This is a genomic window from bacterium, assembly GCA_024224155.1.
Classification (GTDB): Bacteria; Acidobacteriota; Thermoanaerobaculia; order Multivoradales; family JAHEKO01; genus CALZIK01.
In genome coordinates this window covers 1-20,371 of sequence record JAAENP010000505.1, presented here as the reverse complement: position 1 = coordinate 20,371, position 20,371 = coordinate 1, and the positions used below count along the sequence as shown (strand labels likewise).

Below are 20,371 nucleotides of genomic sequence, written 5' to 3'. Positions count from 1 at the left end.
CAGACGTGATTCTCGATGGTAAAGCGATATTGGTGACCGGAGGGACCGGCTCTCTGGGGCAGGTGCTCGTGCGGCGGATGTTGACCGGCGAGCTCGGCACGCCGCGCAAGATCATCGTCATGTCGCGCGACGAGGCCAAACAGCACGCGATGCGGGTGGACTACATGAACCGTAAGGTCACCACCGATGAGGTGATCTACCACAACTTCGAGCAGGTCCTCGAGTTCCGGATCGGCGACGTCCGCAGCTACGCGGACGTCTGCTCGGCGATTCGCGACGTCGACATCGTGGCCAACGCCGCGGCCCTCAAGCAGGTTCCGACATGCGAGTACTTTCCGGGCCAGGCCGTGGCCACAAACTGCCAGGGGCCGGAGAACATCGTCCGCGCCATTCGTGAGAACGGCTACCCGGTGGAGACCGTCATCGGCATCAGCACCGACAAGGCATGCAAGCCGGTGAACGTCATGGGCATGACCAAGGCCATTCAAGAGCGGATCCTTCTGGCCGCCAATATCCTGATCCCGTCGACGCGTTTCGTGTGTGTGCGCTACGGCAACGTTCTGTCTTCGCGGGGCTCGGTGGTGCCGTTGTTCGATGAGCAGATTCGGGCGGGTGGCCCGGTAACCCTGACCAGCCCGAACATGACCCGGTTCCTTCTGAGTCTCGACGACGCCGTGAACGTCGTGTTTCAGGCGGTTAGGGAGGCGCGGTCGGGCGAGACCTACATACCGATCGTGAGGGCGGCCCGGGTGACCGACATCGCCAGGGCGATGATCGGATCACGGAGCATCGAGACCAAGCTCATCGGCGTTCGGCCGGGCGAGAAGCTAGCCGAGGTGCTGGTTTCGGAGGAGGAGTGTCACCACGTCGTGCGTCGGGGCGACTACTACGTGATTTTGCCGCTGCTGCCGGAGCTGCGCGGAGACGAGGAGCCCGATCTGGCACTGGAGCGGGAGTACAGCTCCAACGACGACCTTCTGGATCTCGACGGCACGGTCGAGCTCCTCGATCGGCACGGGCTACTTCCGGACCAGGTCACGGTCGAAAGCGAGAAGGTTCTGAGCTAGGCCATGGCGCCGTGCAAGCGCGCGCCGATTGAGCATTCGAGGTCATGACCAGCCGCTTGAAGGTAGCCACGTTTGTCGGGACGCGGCCGGAGTTGATCAAGCTCTCGCGGGTGATCGCCGAGCTCGACCGCCGGACGGATCACGTTCTCGTTCACACGGGACAGAACTACGACTACGAGCTCAACGGCGTCTTCTTCGAGCAGCTCGAGATTCGCAAGCCCGATCGGTTTCTGGAAGCGGCGGGCGAGACCGCGGCGGCGACCGTCGGGCGGGTGATCGAGGCCTCCGACCAGGTGCTCGGGGCGGAGGAGCCCGAGGCGATGCTGGTTCTGGGCGACACCAACAGCTGTCTGGCCGCCTACTCTGCCAAGCGTCGCAAGATCCCGATCTTCCACATGGAAGCCGGGAATCGCTCGTTCGACGAGAGGGTGCCGGAAGAGATCAACCGCCGGCTGATCGATCATCTGAGCGACGTCAATTTGACCTATACCGAGCATGCCCGGCGCTATCTCCTGGCGGAGGGACTCGCGCCCGACCGCGTCATCAAGACCGGCTCGCCGATGAGCGAGGTGCTCACGTACTATCGCGACAAGATCGACGGCTCGGACATCCTGAAGCAGCTCGAGCTCGAGCGTGACGGCTTTCTGATCGCGAGCGCACATCGGGAAGAGAACGTCGACGAGCCGTCGCGGCTTCGACGTCTCCTCGAGACACTCAATGCCATCGTCGAGGCGTATGGCAAGCCGATCGTCTTCTCGACGCACCCGCGCACGCGCAAGCGGCTGGAGTCACTCGAGGGGATGACCCCTCGTCCGGAGATCCGGTTCCTCAAGGCGCTCGGTTTTCTGGACTACGTCAAGCTTCAGACGGAGGCGTTCTGCGTGCTGAGCGACAGCGGTTCGCTCACCGAGGAGGCGTCGATTCTGAACCTGCCGGCGGTGACGCTGCGCGATGCGCACGAACGTCCCGAGGGGATGGACGAGGCGACGTTGGTAATGTCGGGACTCGGAAGCGAACGGGTGCTCCAGGCCATCGACATCGTCACCGCGCACCATTCCCGCGCCGAGCGGCGATTCGGAGTGGTCGATGACTACAAGCCGGACAGCGTCTCGGCGAAAGTCGTGCGGATCGTTCTCAGCTATGTTGACTACGTGAGAGCGAACGTCTGGCGAGAGCCGGTCTGAAGCTTTTCGAAGGCGCGCGCGCACCTACGGTGCGCGCCACGTATCGAAGTCGTAGACCCGGTAGCCGTCGCACTCGCGGGTGGGGTTGGCGAGCACTTCGGGCGGCCATCCGGGCTGGTGACGCGGCACCAGCATGAACCATCGGATCGGAAGGCGCGCGATCTGAGCCTGAAACGCGACCAGCTCGTGGGTTGCTGCCAGATTCGCGAGATCCTTGGCGCGACTACTGGCCACCGAGGCGCTCTCGAACTGCCGCGCTTTGATCTTCGGCCTCGCCAAGTATGCGGTTCGTTCGCTCAAGGCGCCGAAGACGCCTTTGGGGTCCGTGGTCGAGATCTGCACGACGTCCGTGCGACTGGATGCCGAGCGGATGTAGTCCACGCAGGTCAGGAAGGCACGCGGCAAGGGCGTGTACATGTAGTAGTTCGAGAACGGCAGCCGCTGACCTTGAACCTGTGCCCCGAGCAGAAGAGGGAAAGCGAGCAGGGGCACGACGGCATACATCCCGAGGGTTCGGAGGTATCGGCTCCGGGGCGAAGAGCGCCGTTCGGTGAGCTGGACGCCAAGCCAGCCGATACACCAGACCGCTACATAGAAGTAGACCAGGACGAAAGGCCGATGATGAAGCTCGAAGCGGCCGGGTCCATTGGTGTTCTCTGCCAGGCCGAAGACGATCAGTAGATAGCCCGAGAAGAGAGTCAGCGGAAAGAGGTCGCTCGGCTTGAGCTCTCTCCTGCGCCGTTGCACCACCAGCGCCGTCAGATAGATGAGCGGCAGAATGCCGAAACACGCGACGACAATCATGCCGATTCTCGGGACGAGCCACTCGGAAGCGAGAATCTGTTGCCACAACTCGCGCCGGACCTCGCCGTCCACCGTGGTGGTGAGAAAGCTCAGGTAGCCAAAGGCCCAGTCTTGACTGAGCCCGGTCCTTGGAGCGCGTCTCAGTTGACTCGCCGCTCCGGCTAGGAGCACGAATGCTCCCGCCCCCATACCCAACCAGGCAAGGCGAACGCGCGTTCTCAGGCCGGAGAACGAAAACACGACCCAGAGCAGGAGGGACGGGACGAGTAGAGCGGCCAGCTGCGCCTTGAACAGGAGAGCGATGAGCGCGAGCAGCGCAGCAATGGAGAGCATGCGGAGATCCGCTCGGCGGCAGGCCCTGTCGGCCACGAGCACCGAGCACGCGCCGATCGCCAGTCCCCACGACAGCGACGGGCTCGTTTGCATCAGCCAGTGGTAGCTGAGGAAGGTGTTCTTGAAACCGTAATAGGACGCATCCGGCAGGAGAACCGCGCCGGCCAAGGCTGCCAGGCCGCCACGGGGACCCCACCAGTAGTCTCCCAGGGCGAAGGCCGCGAGGGCGAGCATGAGAACACCCCACGGCATGGCGAACGCGTCGATGGCGGTCAGCGCTGGAGACTCGGTGATCGCGGAGAAGGCACCCGCCACCGCGTATGTGCCGTAGTGGTAGAAGCCGGGGGGGACGCCGGCGAGATCGGGGTGGCCGAGGACCTGCGGCAGCTGGTCGGTTCCGAAGAGGGCGACGATGCGGGCGTTTCCGAGGGAGTCGGTAAAGGGCCCATAGGCAACATCGCCTCCGGTCTCCACGAAGGCTTGAAGGTGTCCCCATGACCAGAGGGTGGCCGCGAGGAGTCCCACTACCACCGCGATGAGGCACTCCGGTGAGACTCCGTGCGCAGCTCGAAGCCGGCCAAACGCTCCTCGGCGGGCCGACAGCCAGACCAGCGCCCCTCCGACGGCACACAGCGCCACAAGAGCGGTCAGGGGTGTGATGGGCAACAGAAAGCTGAGCGCCAGGAGCCAGACGCCGACCAAAGAGGTTCCTACCAACAGGGTGACCGGAACGTTCCACACCTCCCGTGCGGCGGGAGCAACCAGGACGGGAACGACGCCCCATGACAGCACGCCCGACAAGAACAAGAGGACGAACAGGACCGCGCGCCAGGAGAATCCCAGATCGTGGCTGGCGGACCAGCTTTCATAGATTCCGGCCCAAAGCAGCAGTGCCAGCGCGATCAGGCCCAGGGCGAAGAGCGTGTTTCTGAGGCCGGGTGCCACGTTGCGCCTATTCCTTTCCCGTGAACTCGCCCGTCGCAGGCATCGAGGCGGCCGCTTTCCGTCTCGATCCGGCGGCGAGCGTCGCGGCTCCGGCCAGTGAGAGCAGGAGAATGAAGACTCTCCACACGATGGCGATCAGAAAGGCATCTTCGAAAGCTACGCTGAAGCGATGCAGCAGCGCGACCATGGTGCCTTCCCTCACTCCGATTCCGGCGATGCTGATGGGTAGAAGCGTGATCAAGCTGGTGCAGCACACCACAAGAAGAGCCTGTCCGCCCGAGACTCGGGCCCCGACCGCCGTCAGCAGAAGCATTAGGATCACTACCCGCATCGCAACGATGATCATCGACAAGGCGAACAACACCACCGCGCCGCGGAGTTTTACAGTCGCGAGAGCGCTGCGAATAGAGCCGAGAACCGTCCGCACACGTTCAAGCAACGGCGCGAGTACTCCTGTTCGCGCGGAAGGCAGCGACAGAAGAAAGGCCAGCATCACAGTAACGGCAATTGCCGCGACCAGAAGTGATCGCAGCCACCAGCCGCCCTGCGGCGACATGGAGATGGTCAGCGCTGTTGGTTCGGCCAACAGCGCAGCCGCCGCACCTACGGCCAGAGCGGCGACGCCGTACACTCTGACCAGGAGAACGAGAGACATGGCGTGTATGCTCCCGGGCCCTCGGGGCCGGAGTACGGCCGCTCGGTAGAGGTCGGCTCCAAGCTGTCCTGGCAGAAGGTTGCCGAAGAACACTCCCGCCAGGTACAGCGACCAGAGCTTCCCGGCCCGGAGGCGGTAGGCGACCAGGGCCGTCTTGAGCCGTGTCACGTCCAGCACGGCGTTCACCACGTAGCTCGCCAGAGCCAGCGACACGAAGCGCCAGCTGAGATCGCGGCCGGCGTCTCGGAGGACGTCCCAGTCGATGCGGTGCACCAGAAGGACGACCAGGATCAGCGTGACGGTTAGCCGGGCCGCGAACAGAATGCGCGAACGCCCTGCGTGTGCCGGTTGCTCTCCTCGCTCCGGTTTCAATTGAAAGCCTAGACGCCTCGGTAGAAATCCTCGATCGCGTCGGCGACCCTGGCGACCTCGGAGAATCGATAGAAGAGCGGCAGGCGAAGCAGCCGGCGCGCGTCCCGCGTTGTCACCGCGTCTTTACCGCTGAATCGACCATACTTCAACCCAGCCGGGGAGCTATGGAGCGGTACGTAGTGAAAGACGCTCTTGATCGATCGACCGTTCAGAAAATCGATCAACGCGGTGCGCTCGTCCTCGTCGCGCGTCTTGATCCAGAAGATATGTCCGTTGTGCTCACAGTCTGTGGGGATATCGGCGATCTCGATGACTCCCGCGTCCGACAGCGGCCTGAGCGATTCGCGATAGGCGTTCCAGCTCTCGAGTCGGTCACGGATGATCTCATGACCGTTCTCGAGTTGGGAGAGAAGGAACGCGCTGCTCAACTCTCCCGGGACGTAGGACGAGCCGATCTCGCACCACTTGTACTTGCTGATCTCGTTTCGTCTGAACTTACGGCGATCGGTCCCCTTTTCCAAGATGATCTCGGCGTCGTCGACATCGCCGGGATTGTTGACGACGAGTGCACCGCCTTCGCCGCACTGCAGGTTCTTGGTTTCATGGAAGCTGAGACAGCCGAAGGCGCCGAAGGTGCCGCAGAGACCGCCTCGATACTTGGAGAAGATTGCCTGCGCGGCGTCTTCGACGAGAGTCAGCCCGTTGCGTTCGGCCAACTCATCGAGCTCATGCATGCGAGCAGCGACTCCGGCATAGTGCAGCGCGACGATCACCCGGGTCTTCGGCGTGATGGCTCCGGCGACCTCGGCCGGGTTGATGTTCATGGTCCCCGGCTCGACGTCGACAAAGACGAGAGAGGCACCACACCTCACGAAAGCGCTTGCGGTCGTGGGGAAGGCGAAGGACGGCAAGATGACCTCGTCGCCGGGCTCCAGGCGGCACATCAACGCCGCCATCTCCAGCGCGTGCGAGCAGGAGGTCGTGGTCAGGACCGACGGCGCTCCGAGGTGCTTGGCGAGCCAGGTATCGCAGCGCTCATTGAATGAGCCGCCCCCGGCGAACTTGCCGCGCCGGAAGACCTCCTCGAGATAGGCCTGCTCGGAACCGGTCACTGCCGGCCGGTTGAAGGGAATCGGGAGCAGCTCTGGCGGCTCGTTTGTTCTGGTCAATTCAGGTGAGGGGCGCGCGCTTGAGGTAAGGCCACGAGGGGCTGGCCGCGCTGGGATAGTATCGCCGAGGTAAAGACTCTCCGGTAGCGGTCTTCGGGCCTGTTCGTCAGTATAGTGGACAGCCGCTTCGAGGACATCGCGGATCCTTGCGGCGAGTGGAATCTCTGGGACTGAACGCACTGGCCGACTCGATGAAGCAGTTCTGTTTCCTTGTCAGCTCGGAGCGTTCGGGAAGCAATTTGGTGACGAGTTTGATGAACAGTCACCCTTCGGTGTCCGGACCGTCGCCGACTCATCTGTTCCGGCTCTTTGCCACCAATCGAGGCAACTACGGTGACCTGTCGCGCGATGAGAATTGGCGGACTCTGATCGACGACCTGGTCGAGAACTTCGATGCCAAGCTCGGCTCCTGGGTCACGCGACTCTCGGGCGATGAGCTTGCCCGGCGGGTGGATTCGAGAACCGTGACCGCGCTGTTACGGGCCATGTACGAGGAGGAGGCCGAATCTGACGGGGCCGAGTGGGTCTTCGTCAAGGAGAACTACACCTATTCCTTCGCTCCGTTCCTTCTCGAGAACTTCCCCGAGTGTCGCTTCGTGGTGCAGGTTCGCGATCCGCGGGACGTCGCCAGCTCGAGAATCAGCACCAAGAGCGCCCCCGGTGGTGTGGAGGAAGCGATATCGATCTGGCTGAGGGACCAGACCGCGGCCCGGGATCTCCTGCACCAGCTACGAGGGACTGGACGGGTGGCGCTGGTTCGCTACGAAGATCTGATTGGAGACACCGAGAGCGCTCTGCGAGAGCTGACCGGCCTCATGGGACTCGACTTCGACGAGGAGATGCTTCTCTTTCATCGCCATCCGCGCACCAAGGAGAACTCGCAGAGAATCGACGCCTGGTCCAATCTTCGCCGTCCGGTGATGATGGATAACGCTGGGAAGTACAAACGCGTCCTGTCCGAGCACGATCTCAGGTTCGTCGAGCTCGCTTGCTACGACCTGATGACCACATTCGGATACGAGTGCGATCTCGTCAAAGAGCGAGCCGAGCCCTCCGAAGTGCAGGCGCGGCTCGCAGAGCTCAGGCCGCGGCTTACCTTCGGAAGGTATGAGGCTCCTTCCGAGGACGAGGACGAGATCCGAGAGCGCAGGCTCCGCGCGATCGATCGCGTGCTTTCCCGGAGGCTGTCGTGACGGCTGAGCCCACAAGGCCCAAGTACTCGGTCGTGGTTCCGGTCTACAAGAGCGACAGAACTCTCGTCGAGCTCGTCAAACGCCTGAGAGTCGTTTTCGAAGAGACGCTCGAAGCAAGCTATGAGATTCTGCTCGTGGACGACGGATCGGATTCACCGGAGACCTGGGAGACCTGCGAACGGTTGGCCCGGCAGCACGTGACCGTAGGCTCGATCCAACTCATGCGCAACTACGGCAAGCCGGGTGCCGTGCTGTGCGGCTTGGGCCACGCGCGCGGGCAGTGGATCGTGACGATCGACGACGATCTGCAGCAACGGCCCGAAGACATACCGCTGCTGGTCGAGCATGAAGACCATGACGTGGTGGTTGCCCACTTCCGGAACCGGGCGACGAGCCTCGGGTCGCGGGCGGCAAGCTGGCTCAAGAGCCAGTTCGACCGGGCGATCCTGCGCCTTCCGTGCAGGATGTCTCCCCTCAAACTGTTCCGGTCCGAGGTGGCGGCCGGAATGCTGACCATGCGGACGTCGTATCCGTTCCTGCCCGCGCTCATGGCTCATGTGACCGACGATTTCGTGTCGGTTCCCGTTACTCATGCAGTGAGTCGGCACGGCCGCAGCCGCTATTCGTGGACGCGACGCGTCAAGCAGTTCTCGAATCTGGTCATCAGCAATTCGTCGCTGCTCTTGCGACTGCTGGGCGCGGTCGGACTGATCGTCGGATCGAGCGGGCTCGGTTTCGCCGTCGTCATTTTGTTCCGCAAGCTAGCCGGTCAGCCGATTCAACCCGGGTGGTCGTCGCTGGTGGTCATCAATCTGGTCTTTGGAGGGCTGATCCTGATCGCGCTGGGGCTGATCGGGGAGTATCTACTGAGGATTCTGGAAGGCACCAGCCGCAAGCCCGCCTACTTTGCGCGGCGTGTTGTCGGTACCGGCGAGGGGACCGGTCCATTGCCGGCTGTTTTTGGCGGCTCGACTGATGATTCTGGTGTAGGCAGGTCCAACTGACCGTCTGTTGGCAGAGCGCGCTCCGTTTGTGGCCGCATGTTCTCGTGCGAGCGCGGCCTTGCTCCGATTCGACTGAGCCTGCTGATAGCATTCCCGGCCGTGTGGCTCGAAGCTCTCTCGCGACGACAGACCGCGCTTAGACTGGTTCTGCTCGTCGGGCTGCTTGCTGTCGGTTTGCTGGTCCTCGTGGCCGTGCGGCAGCTTGTTCGCTTCGAGTTGGCAATGGACGCCACCGGCGATCCGATGAGCATCGGCGATCCGGAGATCGGCTACGTCTCCGCGCCCTCGGCCACGACGCATCGTTCACACCAAGCCACGGGCGTCAGATACACGGTGTTTACCGATACTCGGAGTGCGCGGGTAGATGGTGCCGGTCTCGAGTCTCCGCCGAGTGTGAGTCTCATGACGCTGGGCGGATCCTTCGCTTGGGGCCACGGTGTTGAGAACGAACAGACCTTCACTTCGGTGCTCGGCGCGAGCATGGGTGTGGATGTCGCCAACTTCGCCAAGGCCGGGTACAGCACCTTGCAGTCTTTGCAGATCCTGCGGCGTAATGCGGATCTGAGGCCATCGGTAGTCATCTACGGATTCACTTTTGCCGACCTGAGGCGGAATCTGGCGCCTTGCGCTCCGTCGCACTTCCCGTTCTGCATGAAGGTTCCCTTCCTCGACCTTGAAACCGGCGTGCCGATTGTGCACGTTCCGGGCACCGAAACCGCTGGCCTCGAAGCCAAGCGAGAGAAGTATCTCGAGGCGTTTAACAGTGGCTCGCCTCTCAAGCGCGCTGCAATTGCACCCAAGTTCTTTCTCGGAAGATGGAAGAAGGCGTGGATCGAGCGGCGGGTGGCGGCCCGGAGGAGCGAGGGTGACTCGGCGGCTGCACTGAGCTACTTGATCGGGGAGTTGGATCGCGAGGCCCGCTTGATCGGGGCAACACTTCTCGTGGTCCACATTCCGGTGCTCGAGAAGCCCGTTGCATCGCCTCCCGAAGCTCTGCTGGGGGCGTTGCGGGACAACGGGGGTGTAGTCTTCGAGGACATCGCTCAGTCGGTGAGGCCCCTGCTCGAGACGTTGCCGGAAGGGTCGCTCGTTCTCCATGAGAGCGATGGCCACCCCAATGCCGTGGCCCACGGCCTCATCGCCGACCAGATTCGAGAGGCCATCGTCGTGCGGGATCTGCTGACGAGGCGTTGAGACTCTAGAAGATCTGGTAGGTAAACGGCAGCTCCTCGGAGCCTGCCGACAGCAGCATCAACATCAAGACAACGAGCGCGTAGACTGCGACGCAGATCAGGAACAGGCGCAGGGCCTTCCTGAAGTTCGACCTTTGCGGCCTTCTAGTCAGCGGTCGGTTGCTCATCGGTGAGGAAAGGCGCCGTGGAGACGGCGATCCGCTCGTGGCCTAGCGTGTTTGGATGGGCGTCATCGGGTGCGACCCAGAACCGACGCGGGTTGCTCTCGTTGGCGAAGAACGGAACCAGGTCGAGGTATTCGATCCCCTGTTGATCCAGGAAGGTATGCAGCAACTCATGCTCTGCGGCAAAGGGGTAGTCGACCAGCTGATGCAGCTCGGGCAGTATAACCACCTTGAGATCGATACCGTTGCGGTCGCAAACGGAGCTCAGTTCGTCAAACGCCTGCTTCGCCTTGACCCAGCCGGGGCTGTCATCACCGTACAGGCTCGAATAGGTGTCCTGGAAGGAGCGCTTCCATCCCAGGTTGCTGAGCGCAGCCTGGATTCGCGACCAGAAGAAGGTCACGGCCCTGCTGTGGCCGAGGCCCATCCACTTGGACCTTGCCGGGGTCTCTTCAGCATCGTTGATGAAGTAGAAGACCACTACGCCGTCCGGCTGGTATCTGAGACCTTTCTCGAAGAAGAGGTGGACGGACTGCTCGGTGTTGTAGTTCCCGGTGCCGAAGTTGAGCACCTCCGTCGGACTCTCGTCGTTGAGGATTCGCTCCAGGCGCGCCTCGAAAGTCTGGTCGGATTCCACTCCCCAGCCAAATGTCAAGGAATCACCCAGGAAGACCAAGCGCCTCGTTCCCGGGGGCTTTTCGATCGAATAGTCGTGATCGCGAAACCCGTCCGAGTTGATCTCGACCTGCACATCCATCAGTCGCGCCCGGGCTCCAGCGCGATGGACGTGCCCGATGCTAGGGTTCGTCGAGGATTCCTTCACCTCCAGAGCGTACCGGGACATCTCGAGGTCGTAGAACGTGTTGGATCGACCGTGGATCCTGACCGCGACTTCGGTGATCAGCAGGCTCACGAGCAACGCGATGACGGCAACACCGAGGCGCCGAATCAGTTCGGGGAAAGCCATTGGTGTGGCGCTTCAGGTGCGCGTCGCTCTCGGTTCTTGTCGTGGCACGACCGGGCCGGAATCGATCAGCAAGGTCGTGGCTTGCGGTCCATGGAGCGCAATACTATAGCGTACCTCGCGGCCGTCCCGGCGCCTTCCGCGGCGCCGCGGAGCCGACGACGGCAAGCCATCGGGACATTGGGGCGTATAGCAGAACCAGTGGCAGGGGATCTGGTCTAGGAGGCCATGTCGACACAGCGACGCAACCGCTTGAAGGAGCGCTCGAAGAGGAAGAACCCCGGCTCGAACGATCCCCGGCGCAGCAGATTCCAGCGCCGGCGTTCTTCGTCGAGCCGATCGGTGCTCCAGCGATAGAAGGCCAGCTCCGGCCGCTCGAGGGGGCCGATCTCGTGGAACTCGGCTAGTGCCTCTTCGATCTCTACGGCGTCGGTCAGGGTGGTCCGATAGCCGAATGCCTTGAGTTCGGGCAGACAGAGAGCCTCAGCGAAGCGTGCTTCCTCTCGCCCCAGCAACGACTCGTAGGATCCGACGGAACGGTCGGAGATGACGGAGGCGGCCCAGTGCGAGGAATTAGCATCCCATGGCTCGCCGTCGGGGGAGCGAAGCTCACTTTCGAGGCTGGCCCGCCTAAATGCCTCGAGCCCCAGGAAGTCCGAGATGCGTTGCGCTTGAGCGACCGGCTCGGAAACCAGGTCTTCGTAGCGAACGATCAGGAGATTCGGATCATGCTCGTACGCCAGGGCGAATGCGCAGCATTTCCGCCACTGACGCAGGTCGAAGAGCAGAGGACGGGGAGGACCCGTGAACTCGCGACCGCGACCACGATTCATCGAGACCACGACATCGCGCGGCTCCCGAATCATGAGGAGTACCTTACGATTCGTAGAGAGAAGATACGGCACGAACTCTTCGCATCGAACTTCCTTGCAGCCCAGGTACCTAGGTCGCTCCGATCCGGCAAGAGTGCGCAAGGTAAAGCCGAGGTAAGAGGAGAGATTTCGCGTGGCGGCTCGGCTCAGGGAGTCCCAGAGCGAACCGTCATCCTGGCTGGGACGGGTGCGCCAGCCGTCGAAGTCGGCCATGCTGTTGAATACGCCGCTCAACCAGTCGAAATCCATGGAGCGTTCCTCCAGGTACCTGGCAAACGCTGCCGGGTCGACATAGGTGCTGGCGAAGGAGTCATTGATCGGAAGCCTCTCCTCGAGCGGGGAGCACTTGTCCGACTCTCGGAGGAATCGGCGTTTGAGCTCCACGTAGACGAGAGGTAGGGGCTGTCCGAAGACGAGGACGTCGTCGTGAAGACACATGACGCGCTCGAGGAGCGTCGTGCCCGAGCGAGGCATACCGGTGATAAAGAGCTCGCGTACGTCGCTTGCGGGAGGCTGCCCCATGGTGCGACCCGTGGTCATCAGGCGTGCGAGGAGCCTGTTGGGCAGGTGTTCCCGGTGCCGGGACCATCGCCGGCGCTTGCAGCGGTCCCGAGCGGCGCCGGCGAGCTGCGGAGGATCCGCGCCGCTTCCGGGCCCGTGTTCATGACCAGGTCGATCGCCGATTGGTGTGGGAGGAACTCCCCGTAGAGCTGGGGATACTCGGGATGGCTGTAGTCCTGAAAGACGACCTCGACGCCGGCGCGCTCGAATCTACCCACGTCGAGATAGGAGGCTCCGCTGGCGCCCTCGTAGAAGACCGTGGCCTCGTGCTGCCGGCAGATCTCCAGGAGGCGCCCGTTGGTGTCTTCGGGGTCCGCGTGCCGTGTAATCTGCGACGCCCAGGAAATCGGAGTGTCGATGGCGAGATGACTGCAGAGGACTTCGATGAGGCGCCGGTCCAGATCGACGAGCTTCCGGAGGCCGGCTTCGAGAATCGGCCTCATTTCATCGAAGAGTGGCTGGAAATACGGCGCCTTGCGGTAATTCTGCTCGATGGTCAGAAGGTGCTTGCGCTGCCAGCGCATGTCGTAGTTGACCTCGATCTCGCCTAGAGGTGTATCCAGGGGGCAGCGGCGCACCGGGACCGTCAGCCACTCCGAACCGGCTGTGGTCTTGATCCGATTCCGGTTTCGCCAATCTTGTTTCGTGTACTGGACGTCATCCAGCAGCACGAACCGGTCCGCCACGGCCAGCTGCTCGAAGTACCCGAGCCACGGCAGATAGCAGGGCTGGAGAATACCGATGGTGGTCCGAGGAGATTCCCTGGCACGAGTCGAAGGCATCGGGATCCCGGGCGGCCTATCCAATGGGCCTTTCGGCCACGGTCAGGCAGCTGGTGCCAAACGGCACGCGGCCACCCTTTCGAAGTGTTCTGATTTCGCGGTTCAGTAGCGGTTCGAGCATTCGTGCGGCCTTGCTTTGCCGCCTCCTGTGATAACGCCGTCCATCACGGTCTTGCGGGCTTGGCCACCCCATCCGGTGGGGGAGGCTACGCATCAGCCAGACGGGGGCCACGAGCGGAGCGAAGAAGTAGCTCGAGAAAAGCGGTCTCAAACCGGAGGCGCGGACTACTGCCAGCAGGTACCTCAGTCTATAGCGACGGAAGTGGCCTGAGCGTTCGTCTGCTTGCGACCAGAGCGAGGGGAATGCCGGCACGGTGAGGTAGAGGCGACCACCCGGTTTCAGGATGCTCGCCAGCCGCTCGAGAAACGCGCGCTCGTCCTCGACGTGCTCGAGCACATCGAAGAGGCCGGCGCCCGCGAACGAGCTCTCCCGGAACTCGGCAGCCTCGAGCGTGGCGCAGGCAACCATGGGCAGCCCCTGGTCGAGCGCGAACTGGGCTCCCTCGCGCTCGGGCTCCAGGAGTACGGTTTCGTATCCACGACTCTCGAGGTAAAGGCTGACGGTGCCGTTACCGCCGCCCACGTCCAAGAGCGTTCCCCCGGGCGGCAGGAGATCGAGGACGCCGGCCAACGCCCGGTTGCGGTGCGCGTACCAGAAAGAGTCCGGCTCGAACTCCTGACGCCGCCGGTTTCCGTCCTTTGGAAAGAAGAGACTCTCCGCATGCGCCGCGGTCCAGACTCCATGCTCGTCCACGCTGAGGTTGGAGATGCTGGCCAGGTCGAGCACTCCGCTATCGCTCCAGCCGGGACGCTCTCCGATGCGCTCTCGCGGTACTCATGATCTCGCGCTAGGTCGCGGTCGCGTAGCCCAGTTGCTCGAGATTCTCTCGAATGAGAGCCGCGACACGATCGTAGTCGTCGACCGTCAGCTTTTCTTTCGCCGTTCCGACGGTCCCCTTCCGGATCATCGAACCGTCCAACGAATCGTTCAGTTTGAGAAATCGCCCAATTTCGGTCAACACTTCCGAGGGATTCGAGACGAGCTCTTCGTAGCGGACAACGAGCCCCCGGTCCTTGACCAGGTCCCAGTCCCGCCGCATCGCGTCGATACACTGGTTCCACTGCACGGCGCAGAACTCGAGCGTGCTCCTGGACTCGAGGTCCCTTTCGAATCCGGGGTACTTGACGCCCCAGACGTAGGCGGCCGTCGTTTTGAGACCCAACCGGATCCGCGCCAGATCGACAGCGTACTCGAAAAGGTAAGGTACGACGTCAAGAAACGGGACCGATAAGAGCTTCTTGACGAGGTAGCCGGTACCTGGCGCCGTGCCCCACTGTCGGTCGACCGATTCGACAACGTCGCGGCCGTCTCGGTAGAGATAGATGAACCTGGCGTCGGGAAAGACCTTGTTGACGAAGGGCACCCGCAGCGAGTTGCCCACGGTCTTCTCGATGATCATCTTCCTGCCGCCCGCCTGCTTGTCGAAGTAGCCGCGGACGTAGCGGATGACTCGGTCCGTCGCGTGGTCGGGACCAAGAGCGTCATGAGCGATACTCTCGTTGTGCCGTTTCCAGATGAAGTTGACGTCGAAGCCGATCTTGCCGACGTCTTCATGAGTGGCGATCGTGTCCCGCAGGATCTTGGTTCCGGAACGCGCGGCTCCGATCAGAATGATGGGTTGGCTCATTGCTCGGCGGCCGTTGGTATGCTCTCCGAGAGACCGCCCCGAGATCATAATCCGAGTCCGGCATGAGCGCGATCCTAAGACTGAAAAAAGAGCTGGCGAGCTATCTGGATTGCTCGACTGAGGAGATAACTCTGGCCTGGAAGGGAAGGGTGGGCCTGTACGGCATGCTCCAGGCGCTCGGAGTCGGGCCGGGGGACGAGGTCATCATGCCGGCGTATACGTGCGTGGTCGTTCCGAACGCGGTGCTCTATCTTGGCGCCACCCCGATCTACGTCGATATCGACCCCAGGACCTACAACATCGACCCGGGCAAGATCGAGGCCCGGATCACGGAGCGGACGAAGGTCATCATGGCCCAGAACACCTACGGCCTGTCTTCCGACGTGGCATCGATCAAGGCCGTGGCGGCCAAGTACGGTTTGAAGGTGCTCGAGGACTGTGCTCACGGCTTTGGAGGCACCTGCAACGGTGTGCTCAACGGCAAGAACGTGGACGCGGCCTTCTACTCCTCGCAGTGGAACAAGATGTTCTCGACGGGCTTGGGAGGCATGGTCATCGCGACCGACTCCGAGCTGGCGCGCAGAATGAGCGACTTCGAAGCGAGCCTCGAGCGACCGTCGCTGTTGGACCGCCTGGCGCTCGGCGCGCAGCTGAGGGTCCAGGATCTGATCGGCTACTCCGGGGTCTACTGGTCGGCTCTGAAGCTCTACCGGCTGCTTTCCGCCAAGAACGTGATCCTCGGGTCATCTTCCGGCGGCGAGGTGACGGGGACAGAAATGCCCGCCGGCTATCTCCAGGGCTACTCCGAGGTCCAGGCCAAACGCGCGCTCAAGGAGATCACGAGGATCGATCGCAACATCCGGCATCGAATCGAAACAGCCCGTTTCTACAACGAGGAGCTGAAGAAGCTCGGTATCAAGGGTCCCTTCGAGCCGGTCTACGCCGTGCACACGTACACGAAGTACGCGATTCTGGTCCAGGATCGAGACTTCATCTTTGCCGAAGCGGAAGCGGAGCGGCTGCCGATTCACGACTGGTTCATCAGCCCGTTGCACCCGGTACAGGGGAATCTCGAATCATGGCAGTTCGACGAGGCCGAATATCCCATCGCGGTCAAGGCGGCTCAGCACGTAATCAATCTTCCCACCGACCTCGGCGTGACGCCGAGGCTGGCCGAGAGGATCGCGGTGTTTCTTGGAAAGCACCGGGACCAGCTGCTCACCAACGAAGTGCTCGAAGCGGCGGCCGGTTCGACGGCCCCGGCGTGGGGCACGACGGCATCGAGCTCCACCGCATCTGGGAGCCACACCCTCCATTGAACTCACCCTGGCCGTCGCGCCAGGACTTCGTGATCCGAGAATCCGGTGAAGATCCTTTCCATCTACCGTCACTACTGGCCCGACACGACACCGTACGCCCGGCTTCTCCGGGCGTTGGCCGAGCGGTTAGTCGAGGCGGAGCACAGCTTCACCGTATACACGGCGCAGCCGAGCTACAACGACATCCGTCAAGCGGGCCAGCCGCGGCACGAAGACCTCAACGGCGTACGCATCCTGCGACTGCGCCTGTTGCCCGAGCGCAAGAGGCTGTTCGTGCTTCGGGTTATCAACTTCCTGCTTTTTCTCTCGCGTGGCATCGTGCACGCGGTCCTCGTGCGCCGTTACGATCTCATCATCGTCAACGTTCATCCGGCGTTCTTGATGGGGCTGACCGTGAGGCTCATCCGGCGGCTGACGGGCACGCCGTTCATCTACAACTGCATGGATCTTCATCCGGAGTCCTCTGCACTCGCTGGTCACCGCTTGGTCCGAGCGGCGTATCGCCTCCTGATGCGAAGCGACACGAAGACCTGCCGGGCGGCACGCCTGATCGTCGTGCCTTCGCGGGACATGAAGCAGACCCTTGTCGAGCGCGGTGTGGAGGAGGAGAAGATCCTGGTCGTCCACACCTTTCGGCTCGACACCTACGGCGAGCCGGCGGGTGCTCTGCCGCCACCCCTGGACCGGGACGAAACGGATCGGTTCACGGTTCTGTTCGCCGGAAACATCGGCAATTTCCAGGGCCTCGAGCAGGTTATTGAAGCGACGCGCCTTCTCCAGGAAGAGGAGCGCATTCGTTTCGTGTTCATGGGCGAGGGCCTGGCCAAGCAGAGACTCATCGAGCAAGCGGGCGCACTCGTCGATCGGACGGTCTTCTTCTGTCCCTATCAGCCTGTCGAGATCGCCTTCGAGGCCATGCGGCGAGCCAGCCTCGGAATCGTCTGCCTGCTTCCGGGCGTCTATCGAACCGCTTTTCCCAGCAAGACGATGATGTACCTGGCGGCGGGATGCCCTGTGCTGGCGATCGTCGAAGAGGAAAGCCGCCTCGCTGCGCTGGTGCGAGAGCGGAGGCTCGGTGTGCAAGTCTCCCAGGGTGATATCCAGGGCGTGGCTGGCGCCATTCGCGACTGCTTCGAGCAGCGCGCCGGGCTGACGAGCGCGCGTAGAGAGGAGATCCGCCGGATAGGGGAAGAGCTGTTCGGGATGGACCAGGCCCTCGACCGCTGGGTGACGATCCTGCGCGATCTGGAGGGCACGACCACGTCCACGTCGCCTGAGCCGGGGGTTGGATAGAACCGGTGCTGGTGTAGTCTTGCCGGGCGGCGGAGGGCCGCTTCCACGTCTGCCTTTCCATAACTCCTATCCTTCTGACACCGTGAAGAACGAGATCGAGATCCAGACCCCAAGGCCGAGGGCGGCCTCCTCCGAGTCGGCAGTTGCCGAGCGACCGGTTACCCCGAGCCAGCTCCCGGGTGCCGCCGGCCATAGCCATTCGGCCGGTCCGAACGGCCGGTCGGAAGTCGGTGAGGGCTGGCCAGTGATCGCCGAGGACGAGATCGCGGCGGTCGACGCCGTTCTGCGCTCGGGGAAGCTAAACTCCTGGACCGGAGACGAGAATCGCTTGTTCGAGGAGGAGTATGCGAAGGCCGTCGGCTCCCGCCACGCGATCGCCCTGGCCAACGGCACACTCGCCCTCGAGCTGGCACTGCACGCCATCGGCTTGAAGGAGGGCGATGAAGTGATCGTGCCGGCGCGGTCGTTTTTCGCCACCGCTTCCTCCGTGGTCCGGATGGGCGGACGGCCGGTCTTTGCCGATGTCGAGCTCGACAATCAGAATCTGAGTGCGGACACCGTGAGGGCGGTTCTGACGGATCGCGCTCGAGCGGTCATCTGCGTTCACCTCGCGGGGCATCCTTGCGACCTGAATCCTCTGCTGGAACTGTGCCGAGAGAAGGGGCTGCGCCTGATCGAGGACTGCGCGCAGGCACACGGAGCTCTGTACCGAGGTCGCCCGGTCGGCTCCTTCGGCGATATCGGCTGTTTTTCCTTCTGCCAGGACAAGATCATCACGACGGGCGGCGAGGGCGGCATGCTGGTTACCAACCGGGAGAGGCTCTGGCGCCGATCCTGGGACTACAAGGATCACGGCAAGAGCCACGACGCGATCTTCGGGCGCGAGCATCCTCCCGGGTTTCGATGGCTGCACGAGAGCTTCGGCTCCAATTTTCGGCTGACGGAGATTCAGGCTGCGATTGGCCGCTGCCAGTTGGGCAAACTGGAAGGCTGGGTGGCAGCCAGGCGCCGTCACGCGCGCGCTCTTCAGGACGCGCTGGCCGACCACCCGCTGGTGCGAGCGCCCTTCGAGGCCGGCTACGCGCGCCATGCCTTCTACAAGTTCTACCTCTTCGTGCGGCCCGAGAAGCTCGCGGCCGGCTGGGATCGTGAGCGGCTGATCGAGGAGGCCAACGCTGCCGGCGTCCCCTGTCTGAGCGGTTCCTGTCCGGAGATCTACCGGGAAAAGGCGTTCGCCGGCGGCCCGCTGGCGCCCGAGCACAGACTCCCCGGCGCTCGGGAGCTCGGCGAGACGTCGCTGATGCTCCAGGTCCATCACACGTTGTCGGACGAGACGATTCGCGAGCGAGCCACGGTCCTGCGCGCGCTCTTCGATCGCGCGGCCGGACTCGCGTAGCGGGCTCTCAAGCCCCGAGCTAGGACTCGGCGGGAGTTCGAGGAAGGTCCAGGATCGTCTCGTGCACGATGCTTCCGGGAGCAAGCACGACCAGGGCCGTCAGGGCGAGGATCTTGAGGTCCAGAAAGAAGCTCTGATTCGCGACGTACCAGGCTTCGAGCGCGCCTTTGCGCGGCGCGATCTCTCGGCGGTAACACTCGAGCGGCGGCAGATCGCTTTCGGCCAGACGCTCTTCCTCGTCGCGGAAGACGATCGACCCGACTCCGGTTAGACCGGGCCGCACCTTGACCACCTCGCGCTGGATGTCCTCGGTGTAGCAGTCGAAGTCCTGTTTGGCTAGCGGACGAGGTCCGACCAGGCTCATGTCGCCCGTGAGGACATTCCAGAACTGAGGCAGCTCGTTGATCTTGGTCTTGCGCAGGAACTTGCCGACCGGCAGCACTCTCGGATCGTTAGGGATCGTAAGAGTGCCGGTGCCCATCTTGGAGCTGCCCTTCACCATGGTGACGAACTTGAGCAAGCGAAAGGGTCGCCCTGAACGGCCGATTCGGCTTTGCCGGTAGAAGACCTCCCGCTCACCGGTGACGGCGAGAATCGCCATGATCAGGAGCAGAAAAGGAGAGGCCAGCAGGAGCAACGTGCCGGCGAGGGCTACGTCGAGAAGACGCTTTGCCATCAGATCTCTTGCCTGGCCCAGGCCACGTACTCGGTGAGACCGTCTTCGATCTCGATCCGGGGCTCGAAGCCGAAGGCCGCGGCCGCGGCCCGCGTGTCGGCAAGGCTGTGCAGGACGTCGCCTGGCCTCGGCGGCCCGTACCGGACCTCGGTGGGCTGCGGGACCCGCTCGGCCACGAGCTCGGCCAGGCGGTTGATCGTGATGCGGCTGCCGCAGCCGAGGTTGAATGCTCCCGAGACGCCGTCGGATTCCCCGGCCTTGAGATTGGCCTGCACCACGTCGGCAACATGGATGAAGTCGCGCGTCTGCTCGCCGTCACCGAAGATCGTGACCACCTCGCCCCGAAGCATCTGGAAGACGAAGATCGGTATGACGTTGCCGTAGGCGTCGAAGCGCTGGTTGGGACCGTAGACGTTGAAATACCGAAGAGCGACGACCTCGAGGTCGTAGAGCGAGTCGTAGGCCAGAGCGAGCTTCTCCCCCGCCAGCTTGCTGGCGCCATAAGGTGACTCGGGAGCGATCGGATGGTCCTCGCCGACGGGAATCTGTATGAGCTCGCCGAAGATTCCTGCTGAAGACGTGTAGACGAGCTTGCGCACGCCGGCTTTGCGCGCCGCCTCGAGCACCTGGAGTGTTCCGATGGCATTGATCTGCGAGTCCAGGATCGGGTGGTCGAT

At 63.0% G+C, this 20,371-nt stretch carries 19 protein-coding genes; 8 read left to right on the top strand and 11 right to left on the bottom strand.

What is annotated here, in order from left to right:
• The first annotated feature begins 5 nt into the window (after positions 1-5).
• Together GY769_23805 and wecB are read left to right on the top strand one after the other, a co-directional pair.
• The gene (locus GY769_23805; GenBank protein ID MCP4204945.1) at positions 6-1,067 is read left to right on the top strand and encodes a polysaccharide biosynthesis protein; all 1,062 of its coding nucleotides are present in this window, start codon (positions 6-8) and stop codon (positions 1,065-1,067) included.
• A 44-nt stretch (positions 1,068-1,111) separates the two neighbouring features.
• The gene (gene wecB, locus GY769_23800) at positions 1,112-2,251 is read left to right on the top strand and encodes a UDP-N-acetylglucosamine 2-epimerase (non-hydrolyzing) (protein ID MCP4204944.1); all 1,140 of its coding nucleotides are present in this window, start codon (positions 1,112-1,114) and stop codon (positions 2,249-2,251) included.
• Between the two features lie 24 nt (positions 2,252-2,275).
• On the opposite strand, the gene GY769_23795 is transcribed toward wecB, so the two are convergent.
• Genes GY769_23795 through rffA form a run of 3 tightly spaced genes read right to left on the bottom strand, consistent with a single transcriptional unit; the run spans position 2,276 to position 6,493 of the window.
• Positions 2,276-4,333 carry a hypothetical protein gene (locus GY769_23795; protein ID MCP4204943.1) on the bottom strand — a complete coding sequence of 686 codons (2,058 nt, stop codon included), beginning with the start codon at positions 4,331-4,333 and terminating at the stop codon, positions 2,276-2,278.
• A gap of 7 nt (positions 4,334-4,340) precedes the next feature.
• Entirely contained in the window at positions 4,341-5,360 is a 1,020-nt protein-coding gene (locus GY769_23790) for a flippase-like domain-containing protein (protein MCP4204942.1), read from the bottom strand.
• A gap of 8 nt (positions 5,361-5,368) precedes the next feature.
• Positions 5,369-6,493 (bottom strand): dTDP-4-amino-4,6-dideoxygalactose transaminase, encoded by a 1,125-nt coding sequence (gene rffA, locus GY769_23785; GenBank protein MCP4204941.1) that lies wholly within the window; start codon positions 6,491-6,493, stop codon positions 5,369-5,371.
• 191 nt (positions 6,494-6,684) lie between these two features.
• Between rffA and GY769_23780 the strand changes: the two genes are divergently transcribed.
• The 3 genes from GY769_23780 (at position 6,685) to GY769_23770 (ending at position 9,920) form a co-directional block, all read left to right on the top strand.
• Positions 6,685-7,722: a sulfotransferase gene (locus GY769_23780; protein ID MCP4204940.1), complete on the top strand. Its 1,038-nt coding sequence runs from the start codon at positions 6,685-6,687 to the stop codon at positions 7,720-7,722.
• Positions 7,719-8,726 (top strand): glycosyltransferase family 2 protein, encoded by a 1,008-nt coding sequence (locus tag GY769_23775; protein MCP4204939.1) that lies wholly within the window; start codon positions 7,719-7,721, stop codon positions 8,724-8,726. The genes GY769_23780 and GY769_23775 overlap by 4 nt, the downstream gene beginning before the upstream one ends.
• 99 nt (positions 8,727-8,825) lie before the next feature.
• Positions 8,826-9,920, top strand: coding sequence for a hypothetical protein (locus GY769_23770; protein MCP4204938.1), 1,095 nt, complete (start codon positions 8,826-8,828; stop codon positions 9,918-9,920).
• A 4-nt stretch (positions 9,921-9,924) separates the two neighbouring features.
• On the opposite strand, the gene GY769_23765 is transcribed toward GY769_23770, so the two are convergent.
• The 6 genes from GY769_23765 to GY769_23740 all read right to left on the bottom strand — a co-directional run bounded on the left by GY769_23765 (position 9,925) and on the right by GY769_23740 (position 15,010).
• A complete protein-coding gene (locus GY769_23765; protein ID MCP4204937.1) occupies positions 9,925-10,086 on the bottom strand; it encodes a hypothetical protein in 162 nt (53 codons plus the stop codon).
• Positions 10,064-11,050 carry an SGNH/GDSL hydrolase family protein gene (locus GY769_23760; protein ID MCP4204936.1) on the bottom strand — a complete coding sequence of 329 codons (987 nt, stop codon included), beginning with the start codon at positions 11,048-11,050 and terminating at the stop codon, positions 10,064-10,066. Before GY769_23760 ends, GY769_23765 begins: the two co-directional genes overlap by 23 nt.
• Positions 11,051-11,265: 215 nt before the next feature.
• A complete protein-coding gene (locus GY769_23755) occupies positions 11,266-12,459 on the bottom strand; it encodes a sulfotransferase (GenBank protein MCP4204935.1) in 1,194 nt (397 codons plus the stop codon).
• Positions 12,459-13,262, bottom strand: a complete 804-nt coding sequence (locus GY769_23750; protein MCP4204934.1) for a WbqC family protein — start codon at positions 13,260-13,262, stop codon at positions 12,459-12,461. Before GY769_23750 ends, GY769_23755 begins: the two co-directional genes overlap by 1 nt.
• A 16-nt stretch (positions 13,263-13,278) precedes the next feature.
• The gene (locus tag GY769_23745) at positions 13,279-14,109 is read right to left on the bottom strand and encodes a class I SAM-dependent methyltransferase (protein MCP4204933.1); all 831 of its coding nucleotides are present in this window, start codon (positions 14,107-14,109) and stop codon (positions 13,279-13,281) included.
• A gap of 61 nt (positions 14,110-14,170) precedes the next feature.
• Positions 14,171-15,010, bottom strand: coding sequence for a sulfotransferase (locus GY769_23740; GenBank protein ID MCP4204932.1), 840 nt, complete (start codon positions 15,008-15,010; stop codon positions 14,171-14,173).
• A 62-nt stretch (positions 15,011-15,072) separates the two neighbouring features.
• On the opposite strand from GY769_23740, the gene GY769_23735 reads away from it, so the two are divergent.
• The 3 genes from GY769_23735 to GY769_23725 all read left to right on the top strand — a co-directional run bounded on the left by GY769_23735 (position 15,073) and on the right by GY769_23725 (position 19,018).
• Positions 15,073-16,329: a hypothetical protein gene (locus tag GY769_23735; GenBank protein ID MCP4204931.1), complete on the top strand. Its 1,257-nt coding sequence runs from the start codon at positions 15,073-15,075 to the stop codon at positions 16,327-16,329.
• 45 nt (positions 16,330-16,374) lie between these two features.
• Positions 16,375-17,622 (top strand): glycosyltransferase family 4 protein, encoded by a 1,248-nt coding sequence (locus GY769_23730; GenBank protein MCP4204930.1) that lies wholly within the window; start codon positions 16,375-16,377, stop codon positions 17,620-17,622.
• Positions 17,623-17,866: 244 nt separating this feature from the next.
• Positions 17,867-19,018 carry a DegT/DnrJ/EryC1/StrS aminotransferase family protein gene (locus GY769_23725; protein ID MCP4204929.1) on the top strand — a complete coding sequence of 384 codons (1,152 nt, stop codon included), beginning with the start codon at positions 17,867-17,869 and terminating at the stop codon, positions 19,016-19,018.
• 19 nt (positions 19,019-19,037) lie between these two features.
• On the opposite strand, the gene GY769_23720 is transcribed toward GY769_23725, so the two are convergent.
• Both GY769_23720 and GY769_23715 read right to left on the bottom strand, forming a co-directional pair.
• Positions 19,038-19,694, bottom strand: coding sequence for a sugar transferase (locus GY769_23720; protein MCP4204928.1), 657 nt, complete (start codon positions 19,692-19,694; stop codon positions 19,038-19,040).
• Positions 19,694-20,371: NAD-dependent epimerase/dehydratase family protein (locus GY769_23715; protein ID MCP4204927.1), on the bottom strand; the 678-nt coding region annotated here is incomplete at its 5' end. The genes GY769_23720 and GY769_23715, both read right to left, overlap by 1 nt.